Source organism: Amycolatopsis sp. NPDC051758, assembly GCF_044453095.1.
In the GTDB taxonomy this organism is placed as follows: domain Bacteria; phylum Actinomycetota; class Actinomycetes; order Mycobacteriales; family Pseudonocardiaceae; genus Amycolatopsis.
Genome location: NZ_JBITCJ010000001.1, coordinates 605,388 through 619,783, shown reverse-complemented (window position 1 = coordinate 619,783; position 14,396 = coordinate 605,388). Strand labels below are relative to the sequence as shown.

Sequence of the window (14,396 nt, the reverse complement as noted above, 5' to 3'; positions counted from 1 at the left end):
GCGGGGTTCCAAGCCCGGTAGAAACGAAGGAGTGGCGAAAAAGAGCGGTGGCGGCGGCTGCCTGGTCGTCTTGCTCGTGCTCGGACTGCTGGGCTTCGGGTACTACAAGTGGCAGCACGGCTCGTCGTCGGCGCCACCGGACGGCGCGGACACCGGCGGCGGCACCGGGCGCTACGTCGCCCTCGGCGATTCGTACACCTCGTCGCCGCGCACCGGGCGGCAGGCCGGGACCCCGGCCGGCTGCGAACGCTCCGACGACAACTACCCCCACCTCGTCTCCGCGAAGCTGAAGCCGGCGACGTTCGCCGACGTCAGCTGCAGCGGTGCGACAACCGCGAGCCTGACCGCCGCGCAGAAGACGTCCAACGGCACCAACCCGCCGCAGCTCGACGCCGTGACCACGAAGACCACGCTGGTGACGCTCGGCATCGGCGGCAACGACGTCGGCTTCCTCCAGCTGGCGTCGTCCTGCGCGACGACGAATTCGTCGGGGTCGCCGTGCAAGGACCGGCTGACCGCCGGCGGGCGCGACCAGCTCGCCGAGCGGATCGACGCCGCCGCGCCGAAGGTCGGCGCGATCCTCGACCGGATCCACACGAAGGCGCCGCAGGCGAAGGTGGTCGTGGTCGGCTACCCGACCGTGCTGCCCGACGGCGACGGCTGCTGGCCCTCGCTGCCCGTCGGCGCCGGCGACGTCGCCTACTTCCGCGAGGCGCTCGGCAAGCTGAACAAGATGCTCGAGGACCAGGCCGACGGCCACCGCGCGGGGTACGCCGACACGGCCACCCCCGGCAAGGGCCACGACGTCTGCTCCGCGGCCGGCACGCGCTGGGTGGAGGGTGTGCTGCCCGCCTCGCCCGCCGCGCCGCTGCACCCCAACGCCCGCGGCGAGCAGGGCATGGCCGACGCCGTCCTGGCCCTGCTGAAGCTGCCCTAGCCGGTTGCCTCAGACCCGGACGATCGCCTGCGGCTTGCCGAGCACCGTCTTCCCGTCGAACTTCACCACGAGGTCGATGCGGGCGGTGCCGTCGTCCTTGACCTCGCCGACCTTGCCGGTGATCTCCACAACCGCGCCTTCGGGCGTGTTCGGCACGACGACCGGGCGGGTGAAGCGGGCGCTGAAGTCGACCAGCCGGCCCGGGTCGCCGAGCCAGTCGGTGACCACACGCCCGGCCACGGCCATCGTGAGCATGCCGTGCGCGATGACGTCGGGCAGGCCGACGTCCTTCGCGAACGCCTCGTTCCAGTGGATCGGGTTGAAGTCGAGCGCGGCCCCGGCGTAGCGCACCAGCTGGTCGCGGGTGATCCGGACCTCGAGGGCGGCCAGTTCGTCTCCGGCGTTCACGCGTCCTCCCCCCGCACCACGAGCTGCGCGCGCGTGGTGGCGATGTGCCCGCCGTCGACGTCGGTGATCTCGGCGCGCAGGTTGATGAAGTCGTTGCCGGCCCGGGCCATGATCCGGTCGATGTGCGTGGTCAGCAGCAGCACGTCGCCGGCGTGCGCCGGGCGCGTGTAGCTGAACTGCTGGTCGCCGTGCACCATCCGCGAGTAGTCGAGGCCGAGCTCGGGATCGGTGACGATCGCGTTGATCGAGGCGAGGTTGATGATCGTGAGGAACGTCGGGGGCGCGATGACGTCCGGGTGGCCGGCGGCTTTCGCCGCGTCGACGTCCCGGTAGACCGGGTTCTGGTCACCGATCGCGTCGGCGAACTCCCGGATCTTCTCCCGGCTCACTTCGTAGCTGGTCTGCGGCGGGTAAACCCGTCCGGTGAACGACTCGTCCAAGGGCACCCCGAGAGGCTACCGGGCTGCCGACAGCAAGAAGCCGCCCTGGTGGTCCAGGGCGGCTTCTCGAAAGCTGGTGAACGCGCTACGTCAGCGGGTTTCCTTGTGCGTCCGGTGCGTACCGCAGTTCGGGCAGAACTTCTTCATCTCCAGGCGATCCGGGTTGTTGCGCCGGTTCTTCTTGGTGATGTAGTTGCGGTGCTTGCACTCTTCGCACGCCAGCGTGATCTTGGGTCGCACGTCGGTGGCAGCCACAGCGTTTCCTTCTCTCTCAGGTCCCGGGGGCCAGCCCCAGTCGTTACCGCGTAGCGGTGGCCGGACTTGAACCGGCGACACAGCGATTATGAGCCGCTTGCTCTGCCAACTGAGCTACACCGCCCTTACATGACCCAAGCCGCGACACGCAGGCGTGACGCGGCTGAGGTCGTGAGCCCCTTTACGGAATCGAACCGTAGACCTTCTCCTTACCATGGAGACGCTCTGCCGACTGAGCTAAAGGGGCCTGGCCTCTCGCGAGGACTTGGAAAGATTACCAAGGCCCGTCACCCGGCCGTGCAACCGGGGTCGCGAAAGAGCAAAACCTCAGGTCAGCAGGGTCAGCACGGTCTCCGAGTGCCGCCCCGGCGAGCGCGCGGTGCGGGCCTGCAGCCACGCCTCCAGGCGGTCCTCCGGCAGCGGCCGCGAGATCAGGTAGCCCTGCGCGACGTCACAACCCATCGCCTCGAGCTGGTCGCGCGCGACGTCCTCTTCGACACCTTCCGCGACCACCGTCAGCCCGAGCGAGTGCCCGAGCTCGACGATCGACCGGACCACGGCGAGGTCGCCGAGGTCGGTGCCCATGCCGAGGACGAAGCTCTTGTCGATCTTGACCTGGTCGACCGGCAGCTGCCGCAGGTAGGCCAGCGACGAGTAACCGGTGCCGAAGTCGTCCACCGCGAGCGTGATGCCCAGCGAGTGCAGCTCGCGCAGGATCGGCAGCGCCTTCTGCGGGTCGGACATCACCCCGGACTCGGTCAGCTCGAACGTCAGCAGCTCGGGCGGGATGCCGACCCGCTCCAGCTCGCGGGCGACCTTGTTCGGGAAGTCCTCGTCGGCCAGGTTCCGCACCGACAGGTTGACCGCGACCGAGATCCGCAGGCCCTCGTCGAGCCACTTGCGGCAGCGCTTCAGGGCCTCGCCGAGCACGAACGACGTCAGCACGCCGATCAGGCCGGCCGCCTCGATGGCCGGGACGAACTCGTCCGGGCCGAGCCGGCCGAACTCCGGGTGCACCCAGCGCACCAACGCCTCGACCCCCTGGACCTGACGGTTCGGCAGGGTGATCTTGGGCTGGTAGTGGACGCTGACCTGGCCGTCCTCCAGGGACTGCCGGAACTGCGTGACCATCTGGAAGCGCCGCAGGAAGATCTGGCCCATGCTCGGCACGTAACCGCGGACCTCTTCGCCGCCCTTGGTGGCGCGAACAGCCACGTCCGCGCGCTGCAGCAGGCCTTCGATGTCGACCGGGTCGCCGGCCTCTTCGGGGGTCGTCGTCGCGTAGCCGATCATCGCGTTCGCCTCGACCGAAAGCCGGTCCACCGGGTACGGCGCGGAAAGCTCTTCGCGCAGCCGTTCCGCCGCGCGGTGGGCCTCCTCCGGCGGGCAGCCGACGAGCAGCGCCGCGAAGGACGCGCCTTCCAGCCGGCCGAGCGGGACGTCGGGGCCGAGCGCGTCACGGATGCGGCGGCCGGCGGCGATGACCATCCGGTCGGCCCAGGCGTACCCCAGCGCGTCGCTGACCGTGGAGAAGACGTCGAGGTCGATCCGCAGCACGACGACGTTGGCGAAGTCCCGCAACGGCTCCTTCGCCACCTGCCGGAAGCCCTGCCGGTTGAGGTCGCCGGTGAGCGGGTCGTGGTAGGCGTCGTGGCGCAGCGTCGCGAGCAGCCGCCGGTTGTCCAGCGACGTCGCGAGGTGGCTGGCCATCGTGCCGAGCAGCTGGACGTCGTACTTGCCGAAGCCGCGCCAGCGGGACAGCCGGTCGTGCGCCTCGACGACGCCGAGCAGCTTGTTCGCGCTGCGCAGCGGGACGACGAGCGCTTCCTGGGCGCCGCGGTCGAGCAGCGCCGCGCGGACGTCCGGGTTGGCTTCGGTGATCCGGAAGTGCCGGACGTGCGCGCCGGGCAGCCGCAGCAGCGGGTCGTCGGCGGCGGGGTCGGCGACCGGGAGGTCGTCCCCCGCGACGACGACGCGCATGGTGTCCGTCGGTTCGAGCCGCAGCCGCAGGACGACCCGGCCGGCGGCGAGCTGGTCCTTGATGCGCTCGGCGATCGTCGCCCACTCGCGGACGTCGACCCCGCCGACGAGCTCGTCCGCGCGGCTGGCCGGGCGTGCCGCGGCCTGCTGGCCGGAGCGGGCCACCATCAGGCTGACGTCCGACAGCGCCTCCATGTCCCGCTGCTCGCGCAGCAGGTCGGAGTAGGCCCAGTACAGCGCGGTGAGGCCGAGGAACACGGCGAGCACCAGCGGCCACGCCTTGGGCGTGTTGGAGATGACGAGGTAACCGGACAGGCCGACCGAGGCGTTGACGAAGCCGACGACCAGGATCCGCGCGGTGAGCCGGACGGCGGTGCTGACCCGCATGCGGCGCCGCAGCACGCGCACCGCGGCCAGCGCGAGCAGGGTGCTGACGAGCGGCGCGGTCAGCGTGCCGGCGAGCGCGGCGACCCAGGGGATCTCGCTGCCCGCTCCGGCGCCGACGGCGACCTTCACCAGCCCGGCGACCGCGAAGGCGCCGGTGATCTCGAGCAGGAACGCACCCGCGTTGTAGAGGACGCGGCCGGCGACCTTCCGCGCGAGCAGCGTGCCGATGCCGGCGACCAGGTGCGCGGCCAGCACAACCTCGAACGGCGCGACGAAGAACCCGATGACGAGCGGGATCTCGGTGAAGGAGATGGTCCACGAGATGCCGCTGCGGACGTCGACGTTGATGCCGAGCTGTTCGGCGAGCAGGAAGGCGACCGCGAGCACCGGGCCGATCCACAGCAGCTTGCTGTCCCAGTGGAACGGCAGCCACGAGCCGACCGCGAAGGCGGCGACGAGCCCCAGGCTCAGGACGGCGAAGGTGTAGGCGCGGAACCGGCGTTCGTCGGTGCGGGCTTCGGCGGAGACGGCGGGTTGCGGTGGTGCCCCGGAAGCGGCTCCCGGCCCGGGCTGCGCCTGTGCGACGGCGTCGCCGTGGGCGTTGGTGTCCGGCATCCGACCTTCCCTCCCAGCTTGTCCACCGGTGGTGATCCGTGACTTCGGGTGTGGACAAGGGCCATACCGTACCCCGGAGGGCGTACCCGTGTCCCTTTCGAGACAGTAGGAGATCACCCCAGGGTTAACAATGCCCCGACGGCGCTGACCTGCGTGGACCAAGGGGTGAAACATCGGGGGGAAGAACCGATGGCGGTTCCATGCGCACGACAGTCCGGGTAGCGATTGAATGTGCCCATGCACAGCGACGTGATTGCCACCGACCACGCGGCGCGGCTCGCGGCGGTGGATCCCCTGCTCCCCGGTTCCTCTCCCTTCGAAGCGGCCGAAAGTGCCGTGGTGCTGGAGGTGGCGACGGCCGACTCGGCCGCGTCCGGCCTCGCCTCGCGCATCCAGGTCGACCAGGACGCCCCGAACGCGCCGTGGCGCGCGCTCACCGAGCACCGGCTGGACCTCCAGCTGGCCGGCCCGCAGCCGGCGGGCGCCCTCGACGCCCTCCTCACCCGATGGGATGAACATCTGCGCGCGGTCGCCGAGCGCGGCGACACCGAGACCGCGGCGATCGTCCCCCGCGCGAGCCGGGATGCCGCCGGCACGCGCGAAATGCTGCACCACGGCTTCGCGCCGCTGCGCGTGATCGCCGTCCGCCCGGCCGACCGGATGGTCCCGGCCGGCCCGCGCGGCACCCCCGGTGTCAAGATCCGCCGCGCCGCGCCCGGCGACCTCGAAACCGTCGTCTCGCTGGGTCTCGAGCTGCACTCCTTCGACGCGCAGTACGGCACGGTCAACCTGCGCAAGGGTGTCGAGGACATCATGGCCAAGGACCTGGCCGAACAGCTGGACCGCCCGGAGCCGCCGCTGTGGATCGCCGAGCTGTACGGCCGTCCGCTCGGCATGGTGAACGTCCAGCACCCGGGCGAGACCGGGTGGATCAGCGACCGCGTCTCGGCGGGCCGCGTCGGCTACCTGTCGTCGCTGGCCGTCGCCAAGGAGGCGCGGTCGTCCGGTGTCGGCACCGCGCTGGCCATCCACGCCCACCACGTCCTCGACGAGGAGGGCGCCGACGTCGTCCTCCTGCACCACGCCGCGGCGAACCCGCTGTCGACGCCGTTCTGGTACGCGCAGGGGTACCGCCCGCTGTGGACGTACTGGCAGCGTCGCCCAGCCGTTCGGTGAGCCACTGGCGGATTACCGGGTGCGCTCCGCCCTTATAGGCTGGTCCCGAGCCGTGAGGGGATGGGGAGCACAGTGACCGAGCAGCGGGATTCCGCACCCAGAGCGCCGGAGGGCGTCGACACCGAGAAGCCGTCGGCGGCCCGGATCTACGACTGGTACCTGGGCGGCACCCAGAACTGGGCGGTGGACCGCGAGTTCGGGCGGCGCATGGAACAGCAGTGGCCGCTGGTGCGCCCCGGGTCGAAGCAGAACCGCGAGTTCATGAACCGCGCGGTGCGGGCGGCGCTGCGGGCCGGGATCCGGCAGTTCGTCGACCTCGGCTCCGGCGTCCCGACGGCCGGGAACGTGCACGAGGTCGTCGAGGCGGAGCTGCCCGACGACCACGACGCGACCGTCGTCTACGTCGACTACGAGCCGGTCGCCGTCGCCCACGCGACGCTGATCCTCGAAGAGGAGGCGGCGACGGACTGGGCCGGCATCGTCCAGGCCGACATGCGGGACGCGAAGGCCGTGCTGCGCGCCGAAGAGACGAAGCGGCTCATCGACTTTTCGCAGCCCGTCTGCCTGATGATGATGGCGGTGCTGCACTTCGTCGGGCCGGACGACGACCCCGAAGGCATCCTCAAGGCGTACCGGGACAAGCTCGCGCCCGGGAGCTGGCTGGCGATCTCGCAGATGAGCGAGGGTGACGGGACCGGCGAGGCCCTGGCGGGGCTGCGCTGGTTCGTCGAGCAGTACCGGAAGACGAGCAATCCGGTGTGGCTGCGCGACCGCGACGAGATCCTGCCGCTGTTCGGTGACTGGCCACTGCTCGAACCGGGCATCGTGCACCTGCCGGACTGGCGGCCCGACCGGAAGCTGAACGCGCTGGAAGCCGAAGCCCGCCCGTACGCGTGGTGCGGCATCGCGGAGAAGCCCGGCGCATGAGCGAAGGCGCGCCGATCGCCCCGGCCGGGGTGGACATCGAAAAGCCGTCCGCGGCGCGCGTCTACGACTGGTACCTCGGCGGGAACCACCACTGGGCGGTCGACCGCGAGTTCGGCCGCCGCGTGGAGAAGGTGTGGCCGCTGATCCGGCCGATCTCGCGGCAGAACCGCGCGTTCATGAACCGGGTGGTGACGGCGGCGATGGACGCCGGTGTCCGCCAGTTCGTCGACCTCGGCTCCGGCGTGCCGACCGCGGGGAACGTGCACGAGATCGTCCGCGACCTGCTGCCCGACGGTGAGCGGGCGTCGGTGGTGTACGTCGACTACGAGCCGGTCGCGGCGGCGCATTCGCGGCTGATCCTGGAGAAGGAAGGCGCGTCGGACTGGGCGGGCCTGGTGGAGAAGGACATCCGCCGGCCCGCCGCGATCTTCGCCGACGACGTGACGACGGCGCTGATCGACTGGTCGCGGCCGGTGTGCCTGCTGATGATCACGGTGATGCACTTCGTCGGCCCGTCCGACGACCCGGCGGGGCTGATGGCCGAGTACCGCTCGAAGCTGGCGCCCGGCAGCTGGCTGGCGCTGACGCACGGCACGTGCCGCGACGACGCGCCGCCGGACCGCGCGGCCGAGGTGCACCGGTTCATCGAGGCCTACCGCGACACGTCGAACCCCGCGTGGCTGCGCTCGGCCGACGAGCTGCTCCCCTGGTTCGGCGGCTGGCCGTTGCTGCCGCCGGGGATGACGTCGCTGCCGGACTGGCGTCCCGACGAGCGTCCGACGGTCCTGGATTTCGAGACCCGGCCGTTCGCGTGGTGCGCCGTCGCCCGCCGGCCAGCGCGCTGACCTGCGCTTTCCCTGATCGCTGTGGGCGAACGCACCATCGGAAACAAACACGCCTATCGGAGAGTTGAGCTAGGCAGACTCAACTACCCGAGGAGTGCACATGTCCGACACCCGCCTCCTGCCCGTGCTCCCGCTCGATGACGACGTCGTGCTGCCGGGCATGGTCGTCCCGCTCGACCTCACCGACACCGAGACGCGGGCCGCGGTGGAGTCCGCCCAGGCCAACACGCCGAGCCAGGCGTCCTTCCCCGGCATCCGGTCGACCGCCGGCGCCACCAAGGCCGAGGTCCTGATCGTGCCGCGCGTCCACGGTGAGTACGCCGAGTACGGCACCGTCGCGACCGTCGAGCGCATCGGGCGCGTGCCCGGTGGCAAGGCCGCCGTCCTGCTGCGCGGCACCACCCGCGCGCTCGTCGGCCGGATCGCCGACGGACCCGGCGCCGCCCGCTGGGTGCACGCCGAAGACACCACCGAGACCACGGACGACCGGACCGCCCAGCTCGCGTCCGAGTACAAGGCCGTGGTCATGTCGATCCTCCAGCAGCGCGGCGGCTGGCAGCTGATCGACGCCGTCCAGCAGGTCGAGGACGCCTCCGCGATCGCCGACCTGTCCGGCAACGCGCCGTACCTCGACACCGACCAGAAGCTCGAGCTGCTCACGACGCTGGACGTCAGCGCACGCCTGGAGAAGGCGCTCGAGTGGAGCAAGGAGCACCTGGCCGAGCTCGAGGTGACCGACACGATCCGCAAGGACGTCGCCGAGGGTATGGAGAAGCAGCAGAAGGAGTTCCTGCTGCGCCGCCAGCTCGAGGCCATCCGCAAGGAACTGGGCGAGCTCGACGGCAGCACCGACGACACGGACTACCGCGCCCGCGTCGAAGGCGCCGAGCTGCCCGACGCCGTGAAGAAGGCCGCGCTGGCCGAGGTGGACAAGCTGGACCGCACGTCCGAGCAGTCCCCCGAGGGCGGCTGGATCCGCACCTGGCTGGACACCGTCCTGGAGCTGCCCTGGAACGAGCGCACCGAGGACAGCTACGACATCGCGGCGGCGCGGGCTGTCTTGGACGCCGACCACGCGGGCCTGGACGACGTCAAGGAACGCATCATCGAGTACTTGGCCGTGCGCAAGCGTCGTGCCGAGTCGGGTCTCGGCCCGGTCGGCGGACGTCGCTCCGGCGCGGTGCTCGCCCTCGCGGGCCCTCCCGGAGTCGGCAAGACGTCGCTCGGTGAGTCCGTCGCGAAGGCCATGGGCCGCAAGTTCGTCCGGGTCGCCCTCGGCGGCATCCGCGACGAGGCGGAGATCCGCGGTCACCGCCGCACGTACGTCGGCGCGCTGCCCGGCCGGATCGTCCGCGCCATCAAGGAAGCCGGCTCGATGAACCCGGTCGTGCTGCTCGACGAGATCGACAAGGTCGGCGCCGACTACCGCGGCGACCCGACCGCGGCGCTGCTCGAAGTGCTGGACCCGGAGCAGAACCACACGTTCCGCGACCACTACCTCGAGGTCGAGCTGGACCTGTCCGACGTCGTGTTCCTGGCGACGGCCAACGCGCTCGAGACCATCCCCGGCCCGCTGCTGGACCGCATGGAGCTCGTCACGCTGGACGGCTACACCGAGCACGAGAAGGTCACCATCGCCCGCGACCACCTGCTCCCCCGCGAGCTGGAGCGCGCCGGCCTGGGCGCTTCGGACGTGGTTCTGACGGACTCGGCGTTCAGCCGGATCGCCGCCGAGTACACCCGCGAGGCGGGCGTGCGCGACGCGAACCGGACGATCGCGAAGGTGCTGCGGAAGATCGCGACCAAGGTGGCGCTGGATGAGGTGTCCCTGCCCCTTTCCGTTGACGCCGCCGCTTTGGAGACCTACCTCGGCCGCCCGCGGCACCTGCCGGAGTCGTCCCTCCCGGCGTCGACCCAGCGCACGGCGACCCCGGGCGTGGCGACGGGCCTGGCGGTGACCGGTGCCGGTGGTGACGTCCTCTACATCGAGGCGTCGCTGGCGGACAAGGAGTCCGGCGCGTCCGGGCTGCAGCTGACCGGCCAGCTCGGCGACGTGATGAAGGAGTCGGTGCAGATCGCGCTGTCCTACCTGCGTTCGCACGGCGCGGAGCTGGAGCTGCCGGTGGGCGACCTGCGCGAGCGCGGCATCCACGTCCACGTCCCGGCGGGCGCGGTCCCGAAGGACGGCCCGTCCGCGGGTGTCACGATGACCACGGCGCTGGCATCGCTGCTCTCGGGCCGCGTGGTCCGGGCGGACGTCGCGATGACGGGCGAGGTGTCCCTGACCGGCCGCGTGCTCCCGATCGGCGGCGTCAAGCAGAAACTGCTGGCGGCCCACCGGGCGGGGATGAAGACGGTGATCATCCCGCAGCGCAACGAGCCGGACCTCGACGACGTCCCGGCCGAGGTGCTGTCCCAGCTGGAGGTCCACGCGGTGGCCAATGTCCGCGAGGTCCTGGAGCTCGCTTTGACCCCGGCTTCAACGCCGGTTTCCCAGGCGGCGTAACCCCGAGCGCCGCCACCGAAGGCCCCCATTCTCCCGCGAATGGGGGCCTTCGCCGTGCCCGAGCGGCTAACGTGCAGACATGCCTGACTGGACTTGGGACGAAAGCGTTCTCGCTTGCGACCTGGTGGCACGCACTGGCTGGGGTTCGCTCAGGCCCAACGATCCCAGAGTCGTCGAGCTCTCCGACCTCCTGCAACGGCTGCCCATTCACCCGCTGGAGACGCGGGACGAGAAGTTCCGCAATGCAAACGGCGTCGCGCGAAAGACGGCAGACCTCGCCACGATCCATCCCAGTTACACCGGAAAACCGACGCGCGGTGGGAAGGTCGACCGGCAAGTGGTCGACGCGTTCATGACTGCGCCCGGGGAAATGGCTGACGCGGCCAACGCCATCAGGGCAGCAGTCGAGCTTTCCCCTGAGCTGTTCCATGGCGAGCCTCCGGACCTCGACCTGGACCTCGAGGGCGCCGCTGCCCATGAGGGCCGCATCCTCCAGCGGCTGCACCTCATTCGTGAACGAAATCCGAAGCTGCGCGCCAAGAAGATCGCGCAGTCCCGCAAGCAGCGTGGAAGGGTCAGCTGCGAAGCCTGCGAGTTCGACTTCGAGGCCACCTACGGCAACCACGGCCGTGACTACATCGAGTGCCACCACGCGACGCCACTCAGCCACTCGGGTCCGACCGTGACGAAACTCGACAACCTGGTCCTGCTTTGTTCCAACTGCCATCGGATGATCCACCGCAAAACGCCGTGGCTATCGGTGGCAGAGCTGCATCACCTGGTTGCCGAACACAAAGACCCCGCGACCTGAACAAGTCACGGGGTCTTAAGTGTGGCGGGTGAGGGATTCGAACCCCCGTAGGCGTAAGCCAACTGGTTTACAGCCAGTCCCCTTTGGCCACTCGGGTAACCCGCCATGACCGGCGTACCGGCCGGGGAGAAGCTTACCCAACCCCTCCACGCGGGGGTCAACCGGGATACCCGTCCCCCGGTGGGGGCTAGGCTGGGTGCCCCTGACAAGCGAGTACGAGGTGTGAGGACACGTGGCGGATCCCTCTTTCGACGTCGTGAGCAAGGTCGACCGCCAGGAGGTGGACAACGCGCTGAACCAGGCGAGCAAGGAGCTGGGCACCCGGTTCGACTTCCGCGGCACGGGCACGACGATCAACTGGTCCGGCGAGGAGGCGATCGCGATCGAGTCCGAGACCGAAGAGCGCGCGCTGGCCGCGGTCGAGGTGTTCAAGGAGAAGCTGATCAAGCGCAGCATCTCCCTGAAGGCGTTCGAAGCGGACGAGCCGGCCCTCTCGGGCAAGATCTACAAGATCGGCGGCAAGATCCTCCAGGGCATCGCGTCGGACAAGGCGAAGCAGATCGCCAAGTTCATCCGGGATGAGGGGCCTAAGGGTGTTCAGGCTCAGATCCAGGGTGATCAGCTGCGGGTTTCGGGCAAGAAGAAGGACCAGCTGCAGGATGTCATCGCCCTTCTGAAGGGCAAGGACTTCGAGATCGCGCTGCAGTTCACGAACTATCGGTGATGCAGCCTGGTTGACCTGCGGGTGTCCGGGTTCGGACGCCCGTGGGTGCGGCCTGGCGTCTGCCGGGGATAAAAGATGTCCTCGCCGGACGGGCAGGTCTCCGAGATGGCCGGCGGGGCTCGTGCCTTGCGTTCGTGGGTGGCCGAGCGGCATCTCGTCGACCTCCCGGAGGGCTATCACGCCGCGTCAAGGGGGCGGTTTTGTCGCTTCGTCACCTTCGCGTGGATGTGCCCCCTTGACCCGGCGTGATCGGGCTTTGCCAGGTCGACGAGATGCCGAGGGGCCACCCACTGGTTCGGTGTGGACCGTTGGGGCAAGTGAAAAGCCGGGTCAGGACGGGGTCAGCGTCCAGGTCGCCTCATACCCATCCACCTTCAGGTACGCCGGCCCGCGCACGTCTCGCTCCACCTGTACGTCGCCGATCTGGTTGAGCAGCAGGTCGCGCTTCTCCGGGGACATCATCCACAGTGCGATGTTCCCGCGGGTCTTCGCCGTCAGCTGCACGTGAGCCACCCCCTCCGGCAGGCGCAGCACCGCGTCGCCCTTGCCCGACGACGCCGCACCTGCCGCCGCCAAGGGCAGGCTTCGCTGGTCCGCGATCGTTGCCGTCCAGGCCGCATCGGCGTGGATCGTCACGTGCTTTACCGGCTGGTCGGGGTACGTGTTCAGCCACGTTGTCCCCTTGTACGCGCCGATTGCGTTGACCAGGCCGTGCTCGCCGCTGTCCGTGTCGATGATCACGTTGCCGGTGCACTTCGGGCAGTCGAACGTGAAGAAGCCCAGCTGGTCGGCCGGCCAGCTCGTCACGAACTCGCCGCTTCCCTTGCCCGTGTGCGTCTCGGTCGGCACCTCGCGCGGGGCCGGAGCCGCGGTCGACGTCGGCACGTCGGCGGACGTGGACGCTGCCACGATCGAGCCGTACCCGACAGGCGGTGCGCATGCGGAAGCCGCCACGAGGACGAGCACACAAGTCAGCCGGAATTTCATCGTTCCCCCTCAAGACCCTCAGGTGATCTTTCGACTCGCTCTGCCGGAGCGTTACCGGTCGCCATGAGTGATTGGTCACCCGTTCGCGCCCACAAACCCCTCGAACGCGGGAACGGGCCGTGTGACTGTCCATGGTGGACCCGGTGAGCGTGTTGTAATCGCGCGGTCACTGCATGGAGAGGCTCCGGATGCGCCGCTTGCTCGTCTTCGTACTCCCGCTGGTCCTCTTGGCGGCGCTTTTGACGCCCGCGAGCGCGGCCGAGCGCAAACAGCTCGTGCCCGGCTACGGCTCCTACGCGCGCCTGCTCCGCCTCGAACACTCGGTCATCGGGCGCGGGCGCATCATCGCCATGCTGACCAGCGAGGACGCCGGCGGCAAGTTCGCGCCGGTGCTGGAGAGCACCGACGAAGGCGAGTCGTTCCACAAGATCGGCGAGGTCCGCGACCCCGACGGCCGGTACGGCATGTGCTGCGGCACCGCCTACGAACTGCCGAAGCGGGTCGGGAAGCTGCGGGCCGGCACGCTGCTGTGGGCCGCGTCCTACCGGCAGGACGGCGGGGCGCAGCGGCGGGTCGGGATCCGGGTCTGGGCCAGCAAGGACGGCGGCCGCTCGTGGAGCTTCCTGGCCGAGGCCGCGCGGTCGCACAACATCGACGGCATCTGGGAGCCCGAGTTCACCGTCGACGCCGGCGGCACGCTCTGGCTGCACTACGCCGACGAGACGCAGGCGCCGAAGTACGCGCAGGTGCTCAACCGCGTCGCCTCGACCGACGGCGTCAACTGGGGCACCAAGCAGCTCACCATGGCGATCGCGCCGGACCGGGTCCGGCCGGGCATGCCGATCATCCGGCGGCTGCCCGACGGCCGTTACTACTTCGCCTACGAGATCTGCAACTACCGCGACCGCTACTGCGACCCGTACTTCAAGATCTCGCCCGACGGCGCCAACTGGGGTGACCCCGGCGACCCCGGCACCCGGGTGAACACGGCGAACGGCAACTACTTCCAGCACGCGCAGACGGTCACGCCGTTCCCCGGCGGCCCGAACGGCGTGCGGCTCGTCATGGTCGGGCAGATCTACACCGACGCCAAGGGCAAACCGCAGCCGAAGAACGGCCAGGTCCTGCTGGCGAACGACAACTTCGGCAGCGGGAACTGGTACGAGCTGCCCGCTCCCGTGCACATCACCGGCATCTACAACAACTTCTGCCCCAACTACTCCTCGACGCTGCTGCCGGTCGACGGCGGCAAGAACGTGCTGGAGATCGCCACCGAATACAACCTCGGCTGCAAGGCCTACTTCGGCAAAGGACCGGCCTTCTAGCGCTTCCCGAGCCGGCCTCCCAGACCGGCCCGTAGGGTGGGCCCGGACCTGAGCGCGGACGAACGGGAGGCAG

13 protein-coding genes and 3 tRNA genes are annotated in these 14,396 nt (G+C 69.9%); 8 read left to right on the top strand and 8 right to left on the bottom strand.

Annotation, left to right across the window (positions count from 1 at the left end):
* The first annotated feature begins 31 nt into the window (after positions 1-31).
* Entirely contained in the window at positions 32-937 is a 906-nt protein-coding gene (locus ACIA5G_RS03265) for an SGNH/GDSL hydrolase family protein (RefSeq protein ID WP_395920589.1), read from the top strand.
* Positions 938-946: 9 nt separating this feature from the next.
* On the opposite strand, the gene ACIA5G_RS03260 is transcribed toward ACIA5G_RS03265, so the two are convergent.
* The 6 genes from ACIA5G_RS03260 to ACIA5G_RS03235 form a co-directional block, all read right to left on the bottom strand.
* Positions 947-1,345, bottom strand: coding sequence for a MaoC family dehydratase (locus ACIA5G_RS03260; RefSeq protein ID WP_395920588.1), 399 nt, complete (start codon positions 1,343-1,345; stop codon positions 947-949).
* Positions 1,342-1,791, bottom strand: a complete 450-nt coding sequence (locus ACIA5G_RS03255) for a MaoC family dehydratase N-terminal domain-containing protein (RefSeq protein ID WP_395920587.1) — start codon at positions 1,789-1,791, stop codon at positions 1,342-1,344. The genes ACIA5G_RS03260 and ACIA5G_RS03255 overlap by 4 nt, the downstream gene beginning before the upstream one ends.
* A gap of 84 nt (positions 1,792-1,875) precedes the next feature.
* Complete coding sequence (gene rpmG / locus ACIA5G_RS03250; protein WP_005152047.1) at positions 1,876-2,040, bottom strand: 50S ribosomal protein L33; 165 nt, start codon at positions 2,038-2,040, stop codon at positions 1,876-1,878.
* A gap of 51 nt (positions 2,041-2,091) precedes the next feature.
* Positions 2,092-2,164, bottom strand: a tRNA-Met gene (locus ACIA5G_RS03245).
* A gap of 50 nt (positions 2,165-2,214) precedes the next feature.
* Positions 2,215-2,287: transfer RNA gene (locus ACIA5G_RS03240), tRNA-Thr, on the bottom strand.
* Between the two features lie 80 nt (positions 2,288-2,367).
* Positions 2,368-5,022, bottom strand: coding sequence for a putative bifunctional diguanylate cyclase/phosphodiesterase (locus tag ACIA5G_RS03235; protein ID WP_395920586.1), 2,655 nt, complete (start codon positions 5,020-5,022; stop codon positions 2,368-2,370).
* 237 nt (positions 5,023-5,259) lie between these two features.
* On the opposite strand from ACIA5G_RS03235, the gene ACIA5G_RS03230 reads away from it, so the two are divergent.
* The 5 genes from ACIA5G_RS03230 to ACIA5G_RS03210 all read left to right on the top strand — a co-directional run bounded on the left by ACIA5G_RS03230 (position 5,260) and on the right by ACIA5G_RS03210 (position 11,287).
* On the top strand, positions 5,260-6,198 hold the full coding sequence (locus ACIA5G_RS03230; protein WP_395920585.1) for a GNAT family N-acetyltransferase: 939 nt from the start codon (positions 5,260-5,262) through the stop codon (positions 6,196-6,198).
* A gap of 72 nt (positions 6,199-6,270) precedes the next feature.
* Complete coding sequence (locus tag ACIA5G_RS03225) at positions 6,271-7,125, top strand: SAM-dependent methyltransferase (RefSeq protein ID WP_395920584.1); 855 nt, start codon at positions 6,271-6,273, stop codon at positions 7,123-7,125.
* Complete coding sequence (locus ACIA5G_RS03220; RefSeq protein WP_395920583.1) at positions 7,122-7,970, top strand: SAM-dependent methyltransferase; 849 nt, start codon at positions 7,122-7,124, stop codon at positions 7,968-7,970. Before ACIA5G_RS03225 ends, ACIA5G_RS03220 begins: the two co-directional genes overlap by 4 nt.
* Positions 7,971-8,070: 100 nt before the next feature.
* Positions 8,071-10,476, top strand: coding sequence for an endopeptidase La (gene lon / locus ACIA5G_RS03215; RefSeq protein WP_395920582.1), 2,406 nt, complete (start codon positions 8,071-8,073; stop codon positions 10,474-10,476).
* Positions 10,477-10,555: 79 nt separating this feature from the next.
* The gene (locus ACIA5G_RS03210; protein ID WP_395920581.1) at positions 10,556-11,287 is read left to right on the top strand and encodes an HNH endonuclease; all 732 of its coding nucleotides are present in this window, start codon (positions 10,556-10,558) and stop codon (positions 11,285-11,287) included.
* 22 nt (positions 11,288-11,309) lie between these two features.
* Here ACIA5G_RS03210 and ACIA5G_RS03205 read toward each other — a convergent pair.
* Positions 11,310-11,392: transfer RNA gene (locus ACIA5G_RS03205), tRNA-Tyr, on the bottom strand.
* Between the two features lie 127 nt (positions 11,393-11,519).
* On the opposite strand from ACIA5G_RS03205, the gene ACIA5G_RS03200 reads away from it, so the two are divergent.
* Complete coding sequence (locus tag ACIA5G_RS03200; protein ID WP_247015184.1) at positions 11,520-12,011, top strand: YajQ family cyclic di-GMP-binding protein; 492 nt, start codon at positions 11,520-11,522, stop codon at positions 12,009-12,011.
* Between the two features lie 330 nt (positions 12,012-12,341).
* Here ACIA5G_RS03200 and ACIA5G_RS03195 read toward each other — a convergent pair whose 3' ends face one another.
* A complete protein-coding gene (locus ACIA5G_RS03195; protein WP_395920580.1) occupies positions 12,342-12,998 on the bottom strand; it encodes a hypothetical protein in 657 nt (218 codons plus the stop codon).
* Positions 12,999-13,186: 188 nt separating this feature from the next.
* Between ACIA5G_RS03195 and ACIA5G_RS03190 the strand changes: the two genes are divergently transcribed.
* Entirely contained in the window at positions 13,187-14,323 is a 1,137-nt protein-coding gene (locus ACIA5G_RS03190) for a sialidase family protein (RefSeq protein ID WP_395920579.1), read from the top strand.
* Positions 14,324-14,396: the final 73 nt, after the last annotated feature.